The 17,984-nt window shown below is 65.4% G+C and carries 12 protein-coding genes; 10 read left to right on the forward strand and 2 right to left on the reverse strand.

Translation table 11 applies throughout. The features are described 5' to 3' along the window. Positions 1–1,032 carry a sulfate/molybdate ABC transporter ATP-binding protein gene (locus J7396_RS01315; protein ID WP_008571641.1) on the forward strand — a complete coding sequence of 344 codons (1,032 nt, stop codon included), beginning with the start codon at positions 1–3 and terminating at the stop codon, positions 1,030–1,032. A 279-nt stretch (positions 1,033–1,311) separates the two neighbouring features. After that, a complete protein-coding gene (locus tag J7396_RS01320) occupies positions 1,312–2,028 on the forward strand; it encodes a TorF family putative porin (RefSeq protein WP_014089500.1) in 717 nt (238 codons plus the stop codon). Between the two features lie 663 nt (positions 2,029–2,691). Here the strand turns inward: J7396_RS01320 and tdh are convergent. Further along, the gene (gene tdh / locus J7396_RS01325; RefSeq protein ID WP_008571638.1) at positions 2,692–3,726 is read right to left on the reverse strand and encodes an L-threonine 3-dehydrogenase; all 1,035 of its coding nucleotides are present in this window, start codon (positions 3,724–3,726) and stop codon (positions 2,692–2,694) included. A gap of 272 nt (positions 3,727–3,998) precedes the next feature. Continuing rightward, on the reverse strand, positions 3,999–6,422 hold the full coding sequence (locus J7396_RS01330) for a TonB-dependent receptor (protein WP_109291217.1): 2,424 nt from the start codon (positions 6,420–6,422) through the stop codon (positions 3,999–4,001). A gap of 106 nt (positions 6,423–6,528) precedes the next feature. Here J7396_RS01330 and J7396_RS01335 point away from each other — a divergent pair, with 106 nt between their 5' ends. The 8 genes from J7396_RS01335 (at position 6,529) to J7396_RS01370 (ending at position 17,910) form a co-directional block, all read left to right on the forward strand. Next, a complete protein-coding gene (locus J7396_RS01335; protein ID WP_209260843.1) occupies positions 6,529–8,616 on the forward strand; it encodes a phospholipase C, phosphocholine-specific in 2,088 nt (695 codons plus the stop codon). A gap of 236 nt (positions 8,617–8,852) precedes the next feature. After that, positions 8,853–10,937, forward strand: a complete 2,085-nt coding sequence (locus J7396_RS01340; protein ID WP_209260999.1) for a S46 family peptidase — start codon at positions 8,853–8,855, stop codon at positions 10,935–10,937. 90 nt (positions 10,938–11,027) lie between these two features. Further along, the gene (locus tag J7396_RS01345) at positions 11,028–11,672 is read left to right on the forward strand and encodes a histidine phosphatase family protein (protein WP_008571633.1); all 645 of its coding nucleotides are present in this window, start codon (positions 11,028–11,030) and stop codon (positions 11,670–11,672) included. Positions 11,673–11,999: 327 nt separating this feature from the next. Continuing rightward, positions 12,000–13,298 carry a bifunctional tetrahydrofolate synthase/dihydrofolate synthase gene (folC, locus tag J7396_RS01350; RefSeq protein ID WP_209260844.1) on the forward strand — a complete coding sequence of 433 codons (1,299 nt, stop codon included), beginning with the start codon at positions 12,000–12,002 and terminating at the stop codon, positions 13,296–13,298. Positions 13,299–13,365: 67 nt separating this feature from the next. Beyond that, on the forward strand, positions 13,366–14,433 hold the full coding sequence (locus J7396_RS01355; RefSeq protein ID WP_011346570.1) for an SPOR domain-containing protein: 1,068 nt from the start codon (positions 13,366–13,368) through the stop codon (positions 14,431–14,433). Positions 14,434–14,646: 213 nt separating this feature from the next. Further along, positions 14,647–15,393, forward strand: a complete 747-nt coding sequence (locus J7396_RS01360; RefSeq protein ID WP_008571630.1) for a CvpA family protein — start codon at positions 14,647–14,649, stop codon at positions 15,391–15,393. A gap of 30 nt (positions 15,394–15,423) precedes the next feature. Continuing rightward, positions 15,424–16,890 carry an amidophosphoribosyltransferase gene (purF, locus tag J7396_RS01365; protein ID WP_003483730.1) on the forward strand — a complete coding sequence of 489 codons (1,467 nt, stop codon included), beginning with the start codon at positions 15,424–15,426 and terminating at the stop codon, positions 16,888–16,890. 174 nt (positions 16,891–17,064) lie between these two features. Continuing rightward, positions 17,065–17,910, forward strand: coding sequence for a ferritin-like domain-containing protein (locus J7396_RS01370; RefSeq protein WP_209260845.1), 846 nt, complete (start codon positions 17,065–17,067; stop codon positions 17,908–17,910). Positions 17,911–17,984: the final 74 nt, after the last annotated feature.

Raw genomic sequence — 17,984 nt, forward strand, 5'->3', positions numbered from 1 at the left:
ATGGGCATCCGCATTCATCGCCTGCGCAAGCAGTTCGAGACCTTTACCGCGCTGGACGACATCAATCTGGAAGTGCGCCAGGGCGAGTTGCTGGCCTTGCTTGGGCCCTCCGGCTCGGGCAAGACCACGCTGCTGCGGATCATGGCCGGGCTGGAGCATGCCGATGGCGGCCAGGTGCTGTTCGGCGATGAAGATGCCACCCGCATGAGCGTGCAATCGCGCCGGGTCGGCTTCGTGTTCCAGCACTACGCATTGTTCAAGCATATGGACGTGTTCGAGAACATCGCGTTCGGCTTGCGCGTGCGCCGCGGCAACGCGCGTTGGGCCGAAGCACGCATCCGTGCGCGCGTGGAGGAACTGCTGGCGCTGGTGCAGCTGCAGGGCCTGGAACAGCGTTATCCCACCCAGCTCTCCGGCGGCCAGCGGCAGCGCGTGGCGCTGGCGCGCGCGCTGGCGATCGAACCGCGCGTGCTGTTGCTGGACGAGCCATTCGGGGCGCTGGATGCGCAGGTGCGCCGCGACCTGCGCCGTTGGCTGCGCGAGTTGCACGAACGTACCGGCCTGACCACGGTCTTCGTCACCCATGACCAGGAAGAAGCCCTGGAACTGGCCGACCGCGTGGCCATCCTCAACCGCGGCCGCATCGAGCAACTCGACACGCCGGCCATGATCTACGACAAGCCGGCCTCGCCATTCGTGTATTCGTTCGTGGGTGCGGTGAACCGTATCCCCGGAGTGCTGGCGCAGGGGCAGATCCAGGTGGCTGGGCACGCACTTCCCCTGCCCAATGCCGCGCTGGCTGCAGGGCCGGTGGAGGTGTATGTGCGGCCGGAAGATCTGGTGCCCGACGAGGCGGGCTGGCCGGCGACGGTGGCGTGGTCGCAGCGCAGCGGCCCACGCCTGCGCCTGCGCGCAACGCTGGAACCGGCGGGCAACGAAGTGGAGGTGGAACTGCCGGCCTCTGCCGGTAGCTTTCAGCCAGGGCAGCAAGTGCGCTTGGCAGCACGGCAGTACGGGATATTTCCCGCGTAAGCGGGCGCCGGCTGAGATCGCAGGGCGCGGGAATGGATGTGCGAGGCGCGTTTCGCCTTTGCTGCGACCAATTCCCGCTGCCCGATTTCAACCCCGAACATCAAGATTCGGCGCAAGCGGTCGATGACATCGACACCTGATTCGCGCATGGGCTCTTGAGTGTGTGCGCTGGATCAAGCGAACGCGACTTTCATGTTGCGCTGCAATGACAGTTGGACTAATAAGTCCTTGCAGCCTCGCTTCGCGCCATCCCACCGTTCATCGCTCCAGGAGATGCCCATGAAGTCGTCCCCGCTCGCTCGTTGTCTGTCGTTACTCCTGTTGGGTGTTGCACCGCTTGCGCAGGCGCAGGACGAAGATGCGTCTACATCGCCGTTCAGTGGCACCTTCGCGGTGACCAGCGATTACCTGTTCCGCGGTATTTCGCAGACAAATGAAGAGCCTGCGTTTCAGGCCGGTTTGACCTACAAGACGCCATTCGGGTTGTACCTGGGGACTTGGTCGTCCAACGTCGATTTCGGCGCCGGCGACCCGGATTGGGAAGTGGATGGTTTCGTCGGCTACAACACCGACCTGGGCACCCACTGGAACTTCGACGTCATGATCAACCGTTACCAGTATCTGGGAGCGGGCGCATCCAACTACGCCGAGTTGATCACCAAGACCACGTTCCTGAAGACCTATAGCGTGACGGTCGCCTACACCGACGATCTGTACGGCAGCAAGACCGATGGCTATTACTACGCCTTCGATGCCAACTGGACGTTGCCGTACGACTTTACGCTCGGCGCGCACGCAGGGCACAGCGTCTACACCTCGTCGCTGAGTCAGGTGGACCACGACTACAACGATTTCGGCGTCAACGTCGGCAAGACGTTCGGCCCGCTGGGTTTGAGCGTGGGTTATTACGACACCAGCAAAGCCGCCGAATTCGGCTTCGGTCGTCAGAATTCGCAGAACCATCTGGTGGCAACGGCGACCGTCACCTGGCCGTGATGGCGACTGATTGAAGCGACTCTGACAACGTGCAGAGTCCTCGTCATGCGGGAAGCATCGACGCACTGGGTTGTCTGCCTCTGCGTCCAAATCAGGTCAAGACTCGTGGCTTGGCTGGTTCGATTCTTGAATGACTGCAGCTTGTGGATCGATCACTTGCGGAACTGCTGATCGGCGGACCGTCTGCAGGGTCCTTGCCCGCCCACCATCGCGCAGCACGCGGCACGTGCGTCCGTGCAAGCTCCGTGGCGTTGTCCATGCCGCCACGGGTCCCGCGACGGTGAGCGGGCAAGGACCAGTTGAGCTGGTCGGTGCGTCGAGTTCCAAGGAGGCATTCAGTAGACGATCTGCCGCGGTGTGTTCGTTCTTCAATGAATCCACCAGCAACTATCCGGCGCGGTGTCCTTGCCGATTGCGGGACCGTTGGCGGCATGGATGCCGCCATCGCGCCTACATGGACGTACTTGCGGCGTGTCCCGCGAGCGGCGAGGGCACCGCGCAATCGGCCCACTAGGCGTTTATCCAGACCCTAGCCGACCCCGCGTTGCTTGAGACGCTTCGCCAGCTCCTGAAAATCGCTCGCAGCATTTGTCAGCAAGCGCATGTCTTAAAAACGCAAAAGGCGCCTCGCGGCGCCTTTCGCAGATCTGCAGTGTCAGCCGATCAATTCCAGCTCAGCACGACCTTGCCGGCCTTGCCTTCTTCCATCAGGTCGAAGCCCTTCTGGAAATCGTCGATCGGCAGCTGATGGGTCAGCACCTTGTGCAGCGGAAAACCCGACAGCACCAGCTGCGTCATCTTGTACCAGGTCTCGTACATCTTGCGGCCGTAGATGCCCTGCACGGTGAGGCCCTTGAAGATGATCTTGTCCCAATCGCAACCGGCGCCACGCGGCATGATGCCGAGCATGGCGATCTTGCCGCCGTGGTACATGCAATCGAGCATGTCGTTGAACGCACGTGGGTTGCCGCTCATTTCCAGGCCCACGTCGAAGCCTTCCATGTGCAGGTCGGCCATGACGTCCTTGAGCGAGGTCTTGGAGACGTTGACTACGCGCGTGGCCCCCATGTCGGCAGCCAGCTTGAGGCGGAAATCGTTGACGTCGGTGACCACCACATTGCGCGCACCGATGTGCTTGCAGATGCCGGCGGCAATGATGCCGATCGGGCCGGCGCCGGTGATCAGCACGTCCTCGCCGATGACGTCGAATTCCAGCGCGCAGTGCGCGGCGTTGCCGTAGGGGTCGAAGAACGCGGCAAGCTCGGACGGAATCTGGTCCGGGATCGGCCACAGGTTGCTGGCCGGCATCACCATGTATTCGGCGAAAGCGCCGTTGACGTTGACACCGATCCCGACCGTGTTGGGGCACAGGTGCGGACGGCCGCCACGGCAGTTGCGGCAATGGCCGCACACGATGTGGCCTTCGGCCGACACCCGCTGGCCGACCTGATAGCCGGTCACGGCCGAACCGAGCTCGGCCACGCGGCCGACGAATTCATGACCGATGGTCAAGCCCGGCCTGATCGTGCGCTGGCTCCATTCGTCCCACAGGTAGATGTGCAGGTCGGTGCCGCAAATGGCGGTCTTTTCCAGCTTGATCAGCACCTCGTTGGGGCCGGGCGTCGGCACTGGCACCTGTTCCAGCCAGATGCCCTTGTTCGCTTCGCGCTTGACCAGCGCCTTCATCGTCTGCGCCATCTGGCGGAACCTGCTGAGGGAAAGTAAGCCGGCGATTATAGGCGTCGCGGCCTGTATGCCATGCGGCGGTGCGGGAATGGACGTGATGCGGCCCTGGATCCACGGTGGGGCAGGGCCGGTCCGGCCCGTGCCCGTTGCGACGAAGCTGGCGCCTCGGCCCAGGATGGGAACCACGCTCCAGACCTGCCGCCGCCTGCCAGGGCTAGCGCGTTGGCCAAACGGCAGGCGTGCGTCATCGGCGCCAGCACCGCTCCAATGCTTGTCAGCCGCGCCTAGAACTTCACATCCAGGCTCATGAAGTACTGCCGCGGTGCGCCGACCACCATGGTCTGGTTGTAGCCATCCGGATCGGAGGCGACATAGCCGTTGGTGCCGGTGCTGGCGAAGTAGCGCTTGTCGGTGAGATTGCTGATGTTGAGCGCCAGCGCCACATCGGCCACCCCGCCGACACGGCCGAAGTCGTAACGTGCCCCGGCATTGAACAGCCAGTAGGACGGCACCTGCGAATCGTTGAGGAAGGTGATGTAGCGCTTGTCCACGTACTTGCCGTCCAGATCCAGGCGCAGGTTGCCGATCTGGTAGCTGGCGCTGGAAGAGAACATCAACGCCGGGATGCCCACCACGTCCTTGCCGGAGGTGGCGACCACGCCGTTGTTGAGGTAATCGTCCTGGTAACGCGAGCGATTCCACGACAACGAGTTCAACCAGCTCACTCCTTCGGTCGGGCGCCACATCAGTGCCAGATCCGCGCCGGCGCTGTGCACCGCACCGACGTTGCTCAGGATCGAAGCGCAGGTCTGCACCGCGGTGCACGGCGAGGTGGTCAGCAAGCGGTTGGAGAACTTGGTGAAATAGGCGTCGGCCGAGAGCTGGAACTGCGCATCCTGCACGCGGTAACCCACCTGCACGGTCTGCGATTGTTCCGGTTCCAGCGTGGAGCGGCTGCGGTCGAACGCCGCCTGCGAGGTGGCGAACGGGGTGAAGCCGAACGCCGCGATGTTCTTGCTGTAGGACGCGTACAGGTCCTGGCGTTCGTCGAGCTTGTAGTTGATGCCCACCTGCGGCAGGAAATTATCTTCGGCGCGAATGCGGCCTTGCGCCAGTGCGGTGGTCGGCACCAGCGATTGTGCGCGCGTGGTGGTGCTGAGCGCCTTTGCGCCGTAGTTGAGGGTCAGACGGTCGTCGAGCAAGCGCACGGTGTCCTGTAGATACAGCATGCGGGTCTGGGTGGTGTAGCGCTGCAGGAAGTCGCGACGGAACGGGGTCTGTGCCTCGTATACGTTGTACAGCGAGGTGTAACCTTCGTTACCAAGCGCGAAGTAATTGCGGCCCTGCGTGGTGCGCGCGTTTTCTGCCCATGCGCCCACTTCCAGGTCGTGGTTGCCCCACGACCATTTCAATGCGCTGGTACCGCCGAAGCGGTCCAGGCCGTAGTCGGTGGTGCGCATCGACAGCGGCATCTGTGCGGAGGTGGGCACATACGGTGTCACCCATTGGCCTTCGCCACGATTGCCGTGGTAATAGCCGCTGGCATCGAGCGTGGCACCGCCGAAGACAAACGTGCCCGACAGGCCTGCCAGGTTGTCGCGACGCAGTCCGCCGCCAGCGTAATAGCTGGCGTCGAGCCAGCTGTAGTCGCTGGGCAGACCGGCCAGCGATTGCGGGTAGCCGTTGGCCACGCCGCTGGTGGCCCCGGTGTTCTGGTAGGCGCGCGCCATCTGCACGGCGGTGGCCCAATCCGGCTGCAGGTAATCGTAGTCCCAGCCGAGCGCGCGCTGGCTGGTCAACGACAGATCCATGTAGTCGTATTCCTTGCGCCGCGAGGTATCGACGAACAGGCTCAGGCGGTTGCCGTCGCCCCATTGGTACACCGTCTTGAGATTGGCCTGTTCGGATGTCTGATCGCCATAGCCCTTCCATTTGTCGGTGCTGGCATTGGCATACGACAGATACGCCGACAACCCATCGCGATCGCCGGTGTCGGCGCGCACAAAGGTGCGGCGCGTTGCATCGCTGCCCACCGTCTGCACCAACCGTGCGCCAGGCGTGGTCTGCGGGTCGGCCGAGTAGAACTGCATGGTGCCGCCGAGATTGGTGTTGGACGCAGTGCCTAGTGCACCGGCGCCTTGCGCAATTTCCACCGAACCGAGGTTTTCCGAAATGATGGCGCGCGTAATGTGCAGGCCATTGGTCACGCCATAGCTCATGTTGCCCAGTGGAATGCCGTCGAGCGTGTAACCCAGGCGGCTTTGGTCGAAGCCATGCAGGGTCACCTGCGTGGACCATTCGTAGGTGCCGAATGGATCGGCGGACTGGAACTGCACGCCAGGCAGTTTTTCCACTGCCTTGAATGCGCTGCTGCCGGGCGTCAGCTGCTCGATGTCCTGCTGGCTGATGCGTTGCACCTGGCGCGTGCTGCCTTGCGACACCACATTGATTGCATCCAGTTGCGTTGCATTGGCGGCGTCGGCCACAGGTGTCGCTGCCTCCGCTGCCGGAGCAACGGCAACCGGCTCAGCCGGCGACGCGGCCTGCGAAACGACGGGAAGCAGCGTTGCCAGGGCAAGCGCCAGCGGTGTGACATGAAAGCGACGAGCGGAAGTCATGGGGGAGTCCTGTTCGGCCACGGCTGAGGGCGGACGCACGGTGCAAAGCCGGCGTTTCGCGACGCAGGGTGTCAACGGCTCATGAAACATTGATGACGATCGCTGTCGCAAAACTGTCGCGCTCGCCCGCTATACGTGTCGTGTCCAACCGCGCTGCGCGGTGAAAAAAGCACCATTTTTTGCAGGTTCTGCCGCCATGACCTCTTCCTCTTCCTCTTCGCGTCGCGATTTCCTCAAGCGCGTCGCTGCGCTCACTGCTGCCGGCGCCTTGCCGTCTTCGATCGGCCGTGCGCTCGCGCTGCCGGCCAACGCGCGGACCGGCACGTTGCGCGATCTCGAACATGTGGTGATCCTGATGCAGGAAAACCGCTCGTTCGATCATTATTTCGGCGCGCTACGTGGCGTGCGTGGCTTTGGCGATCCGCGCGCGCTGCAACTGCGCGATGGCCATCCGGTATGGAGTCAACCCACGTCCGATGGACGACGCTTGCTGCCGTTCGCGTTCGATTCGCAAAATACCTGCGCGCCCTTGATCAAGAGCCTGGATCATTCCTGGAAGGCCGGTCACGGGCAGGAGCCGGCACGCTGGGCCGAATACGATGCGTGGGTGCCGTACAAGGGGGAATTGACGATGGGATACTTCCAGCGTCACGACATCCCGTACTACCACGCGCTGGCCGACGCGTTCACCATCTGCGACGGCTATTACTGCTCGCTGCACGGGCCGACCAATCCCAATCGCATGTATCTGTTCACCGGTACCAGCGGCCCAAGCGTGGGCAACGTCGGCGCGCAGGCGGTGACCAATGCCGACGATGGCAACTGGACCGCCGACATGGCGCGCGACAAGCCCGGCTACGCTGCACTGCAGTGGACCACGTACGCGCAGCGTTTGCAGGCTGCCGGCGTGGACTGGCGCGTGTATCAGGAATACGACAACTTCGGCTGCAACTCGCTGGCATACTTCTCGCACTATCGCGATCTACGCACCGACGACGAACGGTACCGGCGTGCACGTGCGTGCGTGCCCGGGTCCACCGCGGACAATGCCGCCACCACCCAGGCCGAGCATCTGGTCGCCGCGATCGCTGCCGATGTGCAGGCCAATCGCCTGCCGCAGGTGTCGTGGGTCATCCCGCCCACCGCGTACTGCGAACATCCCGAAGCGCCGCCTGCCTATGGCGAGTCGCTGGTGGCGCGTCTGATCGATGCGCTCACCGCCAATCCCGAGGTGTGGGCCAAGACGGCACTGATCATCAATTACGACGAGAACGACGGCTTCTTCGATCACGTGCCCGCGCCGTTGCCGGCAGTGGACGCACGCATGGGGCGCAGCAATGTCGACACGCGTGGCGAGGTCTACGATGGCGTGCCGATCGGCCTGGGCATTCGCGTGCCGATGCTGGTGATCTCGCCGTGGACACGTGGTGGCTGGGTCAACTCGCAGGTGTTCGATCACACCTCGGTCCTGCGTCTGCTGGAACGCCGCTTCGGCGTGGCCGAGCCGAACATCAGCCCATGGCGGCGTGCGGTCAGTGGCGATCTCACCAGCGTGTTCGACTTCCGCAAACCGGACGATTCGGCGTTGAGCGCATTGCCGTCGGTCGAGGACTATCGCGCACGTACCGCTGCCGTGCGCGACAAACCGCTACCGTCGGTGCCTGCCGCCGCAGCGATGCCGCGGCAGGAACCGGGGCAACGGCCAGCGCGCGCATTGCCGTATGCCTTGCAGGTGCATGCACGCGTGCAAGAAGGCGCCCCCGTGCAGTTGCAGTTCGTCAACAGCGGCGCGGCGGCCGCGGCGTTCAATGTCTACAGCAGCGCGGCCAGTGGCGGCCCCTGGTATTACACGGTGCTGCCCGGCACGCAGCTGGAGGATGCGCCGGTCGGGGCCACGCACGCGGGTGCATACGCCTTGCGCGTGCACGGGCCGAATGGCTTCTTGCGCGAGTTCGCCGGGCAGGTGCCAAGTGCCTCTGCGCCATCGGCCGCGCCATGGGTGGAGGCGCGGCAGGAGGGCGACGCCTTGGTGCTGGAAATCGGCAATGCCGGGCAGCGCGCCTGCACCGTGCAGCTGCGTGCGCTGGACTACGCAGACCCAGATGCGCGCACCTTGCCGCTGGCCGCAGGTCAGCGCGAGACCATTCGCCTGGCGCTTGCCGCCAGCGATCACTGGTACGACCTGGTGGTGGAACAGCCGGGCAGCGCTTTCCGCCGCCGGCTGGCCGGGCATCTGGAAACCGGCAGGCCCAGCCGCAGCGACCCCGCGTTCGGCCGCGTCTAGGCGGGCGCCCGGCCACGGAGCTGCAGGCGAACCGCGGGCGCCTGCTGCGCGGCATACGTGCGTGCGTGGGGAAAGGGCGCGCGCCGATCCTGTCATCGGTCGTGGATTTGCCAGCAGACGTTGGCGTTACACTGTAACGACAATAACCCTTGGGGCTGTCGATGCGTCCGAACCTGTTCGCTGTTTCCGTGCTGGCCACGCTGGCTGTCGTTTCGTCTGCACAGGCGGGCGAGGGGATGTGGGTTCCACAACAGCTGCCCGAGATCGCCGGGCCCCTCCAGCAAGCAGGCTTGCGGCTTTCGCCGCAGCAGCTGGCCGACCTGACCGGCGATCCGATGGGCGCCGTGGTCGCCCTGGGTGGTTGCACCGCCAGCTTCGTCTCGCCGCAGGGTCTGGTCGTCACCAACCACCACTGTGCCTATGGCGCGATCCAACTCAACTCCACCGCGCAAAAGAACCTGATCAAGGACGGGTTCAACGCTGCACGTCCCGCCGACGAGCTCAGCGCAGGTCCCAGTGCGCGTATCTACGTGCTCGATGCCATTACCGACGTCACGGCACCTGCAAGGGCAGCGATGGCCACTGCAGGCGACGATGCGCTCAAGCGCACGCTGGCCCTGGAGGATTTCAGCAAGCAACAGATCGCGTCCTGCGAAGCGCAGCCCGGTTACCGCTGCCAGTTCTTCAGTTTTGCCGGGGGCAACGCCTACCGGTTGTTCAAGAACCTGGAGATCAAGGATGTGCGCCTGGTCTATGCACCGCCCGGCAGCGTGGGCAAGTTCGGCGGCGACATCGACAACTGGATGTGGCCGCGCCACACCGGCGATTTCTCGTTCTATCGCGCCTATGTCGGCAAGGACGGCACGCCTGCTGCCTACGCCAAGGACAATGTGCCCTATCAGCCCAAGCACTTCCTGAAGTTCGCCGACCAGCCGCTGGGCGCTGGCGACTTCGTGATGGTGGCCGGCTATCCGGGCCGCACCAATCGCTACGCGCTGGCTGCCGAATTCGACAACACCGCCAGCTGGACCTACCCGGTGGTCGGCCAGCAATTGAAGGACGTGATCGGCCTGATCGAACAGGCAGGCAAGCAGGATCCCGACATCCAGGTGAAATATGCCAGCACCGTCGCCAGCCTCAATAACTCCGCCAAGAACTTCGACGGGCAACTGGAAGGTTTCAAGCGCATCAATGCGCAGGCCACCAAGCAGGCCGACGAAGCGGCCGTGCTGGCCTGGCTCAAGGGGCGGGGTGCGAGCGGGCGTAATGCGCTTGCCGCGCACGACACCTTGGTCAAGCTGCTCAAGCAGACCCAGGCCACGCAACAGCGCGACTTCGTGCTGCGCCAGTTCGACTCCACCGGCACGGTGGGTGCCGCGGTGACGCTGTACCGGCTGGCGCTGGAGCGTGCCAAGCCCAATGCGCAACGCGAATCCGGGTACCAGGACCGCGACCTGCCGTCGATCGAAGCGACGATGAAGCAGATGGAGCGCCGTTACGTGCCGGCCATGGATCGTCAGCTGCAGCAGTACTGGCTCAGCCAGTACCTGAAGCTGCCGGCCAACCAGCGCATCGCCGCGCTGGACCAGTGGTTGGGCGGTCGCGATGCGGCGGCCGTGCAGGCGGCCGTGGGCAAGCTCGATGGCACGGCGTTGGGGAGCACGCAAGCGCGGCTGACGTGGCTCACCGCCGACCGGGCCGCCTTCGAAGCCAGCACCGACCCGGCGATCCAGTACGCCGTGGCGGTGACACCGGCCCTGTTGCAGATCGAGCGCGAGGACAAACTGCGTACCGGCGAACAGCTCAAGGCGCGGCCGGTGTATCTGCAAGCCCTGGCCGACTACAGGAAGAGCCGGGGCGAATCGGTCTATCCGGATGCCAACCTGTCGCTGCGCATCACCTTCGGCAACGTCAAGGGCTACGCCCCGAAAGATGGCGTGGCCTACACACCGTTCACCACCGTGGAAGGGGTGGTCGCCAAGGAGACCGGCGCCGATCCGTTCGATTCGCCCAAGGCCTTGCTGGATGCGGTCAAGGCCAAGCGCTACGCCGGGCTGGAGGACAAACGCCTGGGCTCGGTGCCGGTCAATTTCCTGTCGGACCTGGACATCACCGGCGGTAACTCCGGTTCGCCGGTGATGGACGCGCAAGGCAAGCTGGTCGGCCTGGCATTCGACGGAAATTGGGAGTCGGTGAGCAGCAACTGGATCTTCGATCCGGCAATGACCCGCATGATTGCCGTGGACAGCCGCTATCTGCGCTGGATCATGACCGAGGTCGCTCCGGCGCCACAGCTGTTGAAGGAGCTAGGCGTGCGCTGACGCGGCGCCGGTGCGGGGGCGGCAGGGGTTATCATGCGGTCCCGTTTTCGCTGCGGCGAGCGGGCCCCTCCCCCAAGGAACTCCCAGCGCATGCGCATCCTGCTTGCTCGTCACGGCGAGACGCCGTGGAACGCCGAAGGCCGTTACCAGGGCCAGATCGATATTCCGCTTTCGCCGGTTGGCGAAGGCCAGGCGCGCGCATTGGGCGAACGGCTGCACACGCTGCAGATCGACCGCGCGGTGGCATCGCCGTTGTCGCGTGCGCAGGCCACTGCCAAGGCCGCGCTGGGCGCGTCGCGTCAAGCGCTGCTGCAGACCGATGCCGACCTGCAGGAAATTGCGCACGGCGAGTGGGAGGGCCTGCTGGCCAGCGAGATCAACGACAAGGATCCCGCACGTCTGCGCGCCTGGCGCGAAGAGCCCGATACCGTGTTGATGCCGGGTGGCGAATCGCTGCGTCAGGTGCTCGATCGCAGTTGGCGCGGCCTGGTGCGTGCCACCGATGGGCTGGGCGCGCACGACACCTTGCTGGTGGTTGCGCACGATGCGGTCAATCGCGTGATCCTGTGCAAGATCCTGGGCCTGCCGTTGTCCAAGCTATGGAGCTTCCGCCAGGCCCCGACCACGCTGAACCTGCTCGAAGGCGATGACGTGGAGCATCTCGAAGTGGTGCGCCTCAACGACTGTGCGCATCACACACCGTTCTTTGGTGAGGCAAAGCATCGGGCGTTGTAAGGCGAGGCAAGGACGCTGGATCGCCAATGACACGCCATGTCGTTGCAGGTGCCAAAATGCCGAACGTCGTTGATACACGCTTGCAGGTCTGGGTGAGTTGGTGGAACAGGCCTCGGTGCGGTTGCGTAGTCAACGCTCCGTGTCGGGGCTGCGTCTTGGGGTGATCGCTCAACGTCCTGGGATGCGCTGGTGACGGCGTTCGCACCATGCGCGATCAACCGAGCTGCGTCGTACTAACCAAGCACGCGCGATACATCCAACACCGAGTGGCGTGCGTTGCGCAAGCGCAAATGGCGATAATGTGCCCCTCTCTGCGCAGCCCTCCCCATGAACGCAACCGACTCCCTCTCCGCCTGGCTCGCCTATATCGAGCAGCAGCATCCCAGTGCCATTGCGATGGGCCTGGAGCGCGTGCGCGCGGTTGCGGCGCGCTTGCAGATCGCCGCGCCGGCCACGCATGTCATCGTCGTGGGCGGCACCAACGGCAAGGGCTCGACGGTGGCCTTCATCGAGGCGATCGGGCGTGCTGCCGGCTGGAAGGTGGGGGCCTACACCTCGCCGCATCTGCTGCGCTACAACGAGCGCGTGCGCATCGATGGCGAAGAGGCCAGCGACGCGCAGCTGGTCGACGCGTTTGCAGCGGTCGAAGCAGCACGCGGCGACACCGCGTTGACCTATTTCGAGTTCGGTACGCTGGCGGCGCTGTGGTTGTTTCAGCAGTCCGCGCTGGAGTTGGCGGTGCTGGAAATCGGCCTGGGTGGACGGCTGGATGCGGTCAACATCGTCGATTCGGATGTGGCGGTGATCACCACGGTCGATCTCGACCACACCGACTGGCTGGGCGAGGACCGCGAGGCCATCGGCACCGAGAAGGCCGGCATCATCCGCGCATGGAAGCCGGTGGTGCTGGGCGAGATCGACCCGCCGTCCAGTGTGCTGCGTCGCGCCTACCAGCTGGGTGCCAATGCCATCCGTGCCGGCAGCGATTATTTCTTCGAGCCGATCGACACACGGCACGCCGAGAGCCCGCAATCCGACGCGCCGCGCTGGCGCTGGCGCGATGTGGCAGTGACGTTGGAACTGCCGATGCCGGCACTGCGTGCGCCAGTGCAGCTGGCCAACGCCGCTGCCGCGATCGCCGCGTTGCAGGCATTGCCGGTGGAAGTGCCCGGCGCGGCCTGGGCGCAGGGCATCGGCAACGCGCAAGTGGCCGGGCGACTGCAGCGGCTTGAGGTCAATGGCGTACAGGTACTGCTGGATGTCGGACACAACCCGCAGGCCGCACGCGCGCTGGCCGCCGCGCTCGGTACGCAGGCGCATGCCTGCCGCACCTATGCGATCTACGCCGCATTGGCCGACAAGGATGTGCTGGGCGTGGTGGAGGCAGTGGCTGGGCAGATCGACCACTGGGCGCTGGCGGGGCTGGAAGGCGCGCGCGGCCAATCGGCGCAGGCATTGCAGGCCCGTCTGCAAGGCAGTGCCGCCGCGCAGGCGCCGTGTCATCGCGATGTTGCCAGTGCAGTGCGCGCGGTCCTGGACACGGCCAGCCCCGGCGACCGCGTGCTGGTGTTCGGCTCGTTTCACACCGTGGCCGACGCGCTCGACGCACTTCATTCAGCCCGCTGAGGTCGTCGGGGTGGCGCCGGCCTTATAATCGCCGCGGCACCCCGCCACGCCGCCTCTCGTCTCTTCCGTGGATACTGCTCTGAAACAGCGACTGATTGGCGCCATCGTTCTGGTGGCGCTTGCCGTGATCTTCCTGCCGATGCTGGTCAAGGGCCCCGCGCCGTCGAGCGGTGTGGCCGATGTACCGCTCGAGGCGCCCGCAGCGCCCGCCAATGGCGAGTTCGAAACCCGCGAATTGCCGCTGGTCACTCCGGGCAATGCGCCGGCCGGTGGGGCGCTAGGCATGGCCGGTGCGCCGGCGCCGGTGCAGAACAACCCCGATGCCGCCGATCTGGCCGCTCCGTCCAGCACGCCCTCGGCTCCGGAAGTGGCTGCCGGCAACTACGCAGTGAATTTTGGTGCATACGCCACCAGCGCCGACGCCGACGCGGTGATTGCGCGGCTCAAGCAGGCGCAATTGCCCGGCTTCAGCGAAAAGACCCAGATCAACGGCCGCCCCGCCTGGCGCGTGCGCGTGGGGCCGTATGCCGACCAGGCGCAGGCCGAATCGGCCCGGCTGCAGGCAGTGAAGGTACGCAGCGACGTCAACGCCCAGGTGGTGACGTTGGACGCCAACGCCGCCGCGCCGGCGCCTGTCGCCAGCGCACCGGCGCCTGCGCCTGCCGTCAAACCCGGTAGCAGCGTCGCCGCCGCCAGCACCACCGCACCGACAAAGACCGAAAGCCTGCCGCCGGAGCCCGCCAAACCGGTGGTCGCCGCGCCCAAGCCGGCCGAGGTGGCCAAGCCCGTGCCGGCCAAGCCTGAGGTCACCAAGCCCGCCCCCGCCAAGCCCGAGCTTGCCGCCAAGCCTGAGCCCGCCAAGCCGGTGGCCACCGCGCCGGCAGCGCCTGCGGCCAGTGCGGTCGGGTTTGCAGTGCAGCTGGGCGCGTTCGGTCGTGCCGAAGATGCCGATGCCTTGCGCGACCGCGTGCGCGCCGCCGGCTTCAGTGCCTTCGTCGAACAGGTGCGGACCGACAAGGGCGCGTTGAACCGCGTGCGCGTCGGCCCGGTCGCCAATCGCAGCGATGCCGAACAGTTGCGTGCCCAGGTGGCAGCCAAGGTCGGTATCTCCGGCATGGTGCGTCCGCATCCGTAACCGCCATGCCGGCCGCAAGCAAACGCGGCCGCCGCGCAGGTGGCAGCCGCTCGTACACTGCACTGCCGGCGGACCGTCACGTGTCTGCCAACTGCCTGCACTGCGCGCCTGCAGCTGCTGGATTTTCCAACGCCTCGCACCCATGGAGGGGAGGGCAATGACGACCGAGCCCCATTGCATTCACGGCGCGCGCGCCACGCGGAGAGGTTGCCCATGATCGACATGGTGCTGGGCGTCATCATTCTGGTGTCAGCCCTGTTGGGCTTGTTGCGCGGCTTTGTGGCCATCGTGGTGGGTACGTTGTCATGGTTGCTGGCCGGCTGGGCCACCTTCATGTTCGGCGGCGCGGCCGCGCGCTGGCTGGCCGATGGCAAGCATCCGTCTGCGACCGAATCGTTCGGCGGCTACGCCATGGTGTTCGTCGGTGTGCTGATCAGCGTGGCGGTGATTGGCATGGTGATCCGCGCGGGCGTGGATGCGATCAAGCTCGGCGGCACCGACCGCATGCTCGGGTTCGGCCTGGGCGTGGTGCGCGGTGCGTTTCTGGCCAGCGTGCTGGTGCTGCTGATGGGCTTCACCCCGCTGCCGCGCGAGCCGGCATGGCGCCAGTCGGTGCTGCTGCCCATGCTGCAGCCGGGCGCGGGCTGGATGCGGGCACAACTGCCGGCCTGGCGAATGCCATCGATGGAGATGCCATCAATGGAACTCGGCAACTTGCCCACGGAGTTGGGGAAGTTGCCTTCGGCAGGCGATAATACGGACCTGGGCAAGGCACTTGGCGGTTCCGGGCTGAGCGACACCATCACCCGTGCGCTTGGCAACCCCGGCAAGACGGCTGGCGACGGACGCGATCCGACGCAGGCGATGCCGGCCAACATCGATCCGGCGCAGGTTCGCGGCGGAGAAAGCGACCCGGCTCGGGTCGAATCCCAAGGCCAGGCACGGCCACCTTCACAGTAACGGCGCAAGCCGAAGCGGAGAACGCGCACCATGTGTGGCATCGTCGGTATTGTCGGCAACCAGAACGTCGCCGGGCAGCTGTATGACGGCCTGACCGTCCTGCAGCATCGTGGGCAGGACGCCGCGGGCATCGCGACCGCAGATGGCACGCGCCTGCGCGTGCAGAAGGCCAACGGCCTGGTGCGCGACGTCTTCGACGAAAAGAAGATGGCGGTGCTGGAAGGGCGCGTCGGCATCGCCCATTGCCGCTACCCCACCGCAGGCTCGGAAGGCATGGACGAGGCGCAGCCGTTCTACGTCAATTCGCCCTACGGCATCGCGCTGGCGCACAACGGCAACCTGATCAACACCGAGGCCTTGCGCCAGCAGGTGTTCGAAGCCGACCGCCGCAACATCAATACCGATTCGGACAGCGAAGTGCTGTTGAACGTGTTCGCCTACGAGCTGGACGCGCAGCGCATGCTCACCCCCGAAGCGGCGATCCGCGCGGTGGCCGGTGTGCACCGCCGCTGCAAGGGCGGCTATGCGGTGGTCAGCGTGGTGCTGGGCCTGGGCCTGGTGGCGTTCCGCGACCCGCACGGCATCCGCCCGCTGGTACTGGGCAAGCGCGAGCATGCCGAAGGCACCGAATACATCGTGTCCTCCGAGTCGGCAGCGCTGGATATCCTCGGCTACCAGCGCGTGCGCGATGTGCGCCCGGGCGAAGCGCTGGTGATCACCGCGCGCGGCGAGCTGTTCTCGGAAGTCTGCGCCGCACCGACCAACAACGCGCCGTGCATTTTCGAGTACGTGTACTTCGCGCGCCCCGATTCGATGATCGACAACATCTCGGTGCACAAGGCGCGCATGCGCATGGGCCTGAAGCTGGGCGAAAAGATCCTGCGCCTGCGACCGGACCATGACATCGACACCATCATTCCGATCCCGGACACCTCGCGCGATGTGGCGCTGGAGATGTCCAACGTGCTCGGCGTGAAGTACCGCGAGGGCTTCGTCAAGAATCGCTACGTGGGCCGCACCTTCATCATGCCGGGGCAGGGCGAACGGCAGAAATCGGTGCGCCGCAAGCTCAATCCGATCCACCTGGAATTCCGTAACCGTGTGGTGCTGCTGGTGGACGATTCCATCGTGCGCGGCACCACCAGCCGGCAGATCGTGCAGATGGCGCGCGATGCCGGTGCGCGCAAGGTGTACCTGGCCTCGGCCGCGCCGCCGGTGCGTTACCCCAACATCTACGGCATCGACATGCCGGCGGCCGAAGAGCTCATCGCACATGGCCGCAGCGAGCTGGAAATCCAGGAGTTTCTGGGCTGCGACTGGCTGATCTACCAGGATCTGGAAGACCTGGAAGTGGCAGTGCGCGAGGGCAACCCGGACATCAAGCAGTTCGATTCCTCGTGCTTCAACGGCGAATACATCACCGGCATCGAGCCGGGGTATTTCGAACGCATCCAGCAGCTGCGCTCGGACGATGCCAAGAAGCGTCGCCGCGCCTGAGTCGCCGAACCAGGGCGGCCGATTGGCCGCGCTGGTTGGCGTGCGGAGAGGGTCGGCGAGGTGCGGCAAACAAAACACCGCAGCTATCGACACGCTCGATGAAGCGCGCCTGCGCAACGGGCAGCTACCTGCGGCCGAACATGTGCAAGCGCAGTGCGTTTCTGCAGCGCGCCAGTGCCCCGTGCGGCCAACGGCGTGAGCATCGATCCGTTCGCAAGCGCGGACCTGTTCGACGCTGCGCGCCTGTGCCTGGACCAGGCCGACCCGCGACAGAAAGTCGCGCTGACCCAGCACTACGCGGCCGCCTTTCGCGAAGGCGTCTTGACGCTCGATCCGGCAGCGCCTGCGCCTGCGCCGATCCGTATGCCAGGCCGTCCGGCAACGCCACTGCTGGTGCATCCGCGCCACTTGCCGCGCCGTGGACTGGGCACGCCGGAAGGGCGCGCTGCGTTTATCCATGCCATTGCGCACATCGAACTCAACGCCATCGATCTGGCCTGGGATGCGGTGTATCGCTTTCGCGGGCTTCCCGCGGCGTTCTATGCCGATTGGGTCGCGGTCGCCGACGATGAATCGCGCCACTTCATGCTGCTGCGCGCACGATTGCAGGCGCACGACCACGACTACGGCGATTTCGCCGCGCATAACGGGCTGTGGGAAATGTGCGAGAAGACTGCACACGACGGCCTGGCGCGCATGGCCCTGGTGCCGCGCGTGCTCGAAGCGCGCGGCCTGGACGTGACACCGGCGATGATCGTCAAACTCCGTTCGCTCGGCGACGCTGCCACTGCCGAGGTGCTCGAAACCATCCTGCGCGAAGAGGTGGCGCACGTGGCCGCCGGCTCGCGTTGGTACCGGTGGTATTGCGAGCAGGCCGGTGTCGAACCGCGCGCACGCTTCAAGGCGCTGCTGCGCGAATACGCTGGCGGGTATCTGCATGGGCCGTTCAATCTGCAGGCGCGCCTGCTTGCCGGTTTCGACGAGGACGAGCTGGCCGACCTGGTGGAGCAGGCTGGCTGAGCGTGCCTGCACGGGAGCTGCGAATCTGCGTTCGTGACCTGTACTGTGAATCTACCTGACGCATGCGTGCGCGG

It is taken from the genome of Xanthomonas sp. A1809 (assembly GCF_017746015.1).
Classification (GTDB): domain Bacteria; phylum Pseudomonadota; class Gammaproteobacteria; order Xanthomonadales; family Xanthomonadaceae; genus Xanthomonas; species Xanthomonas euvesicatoria.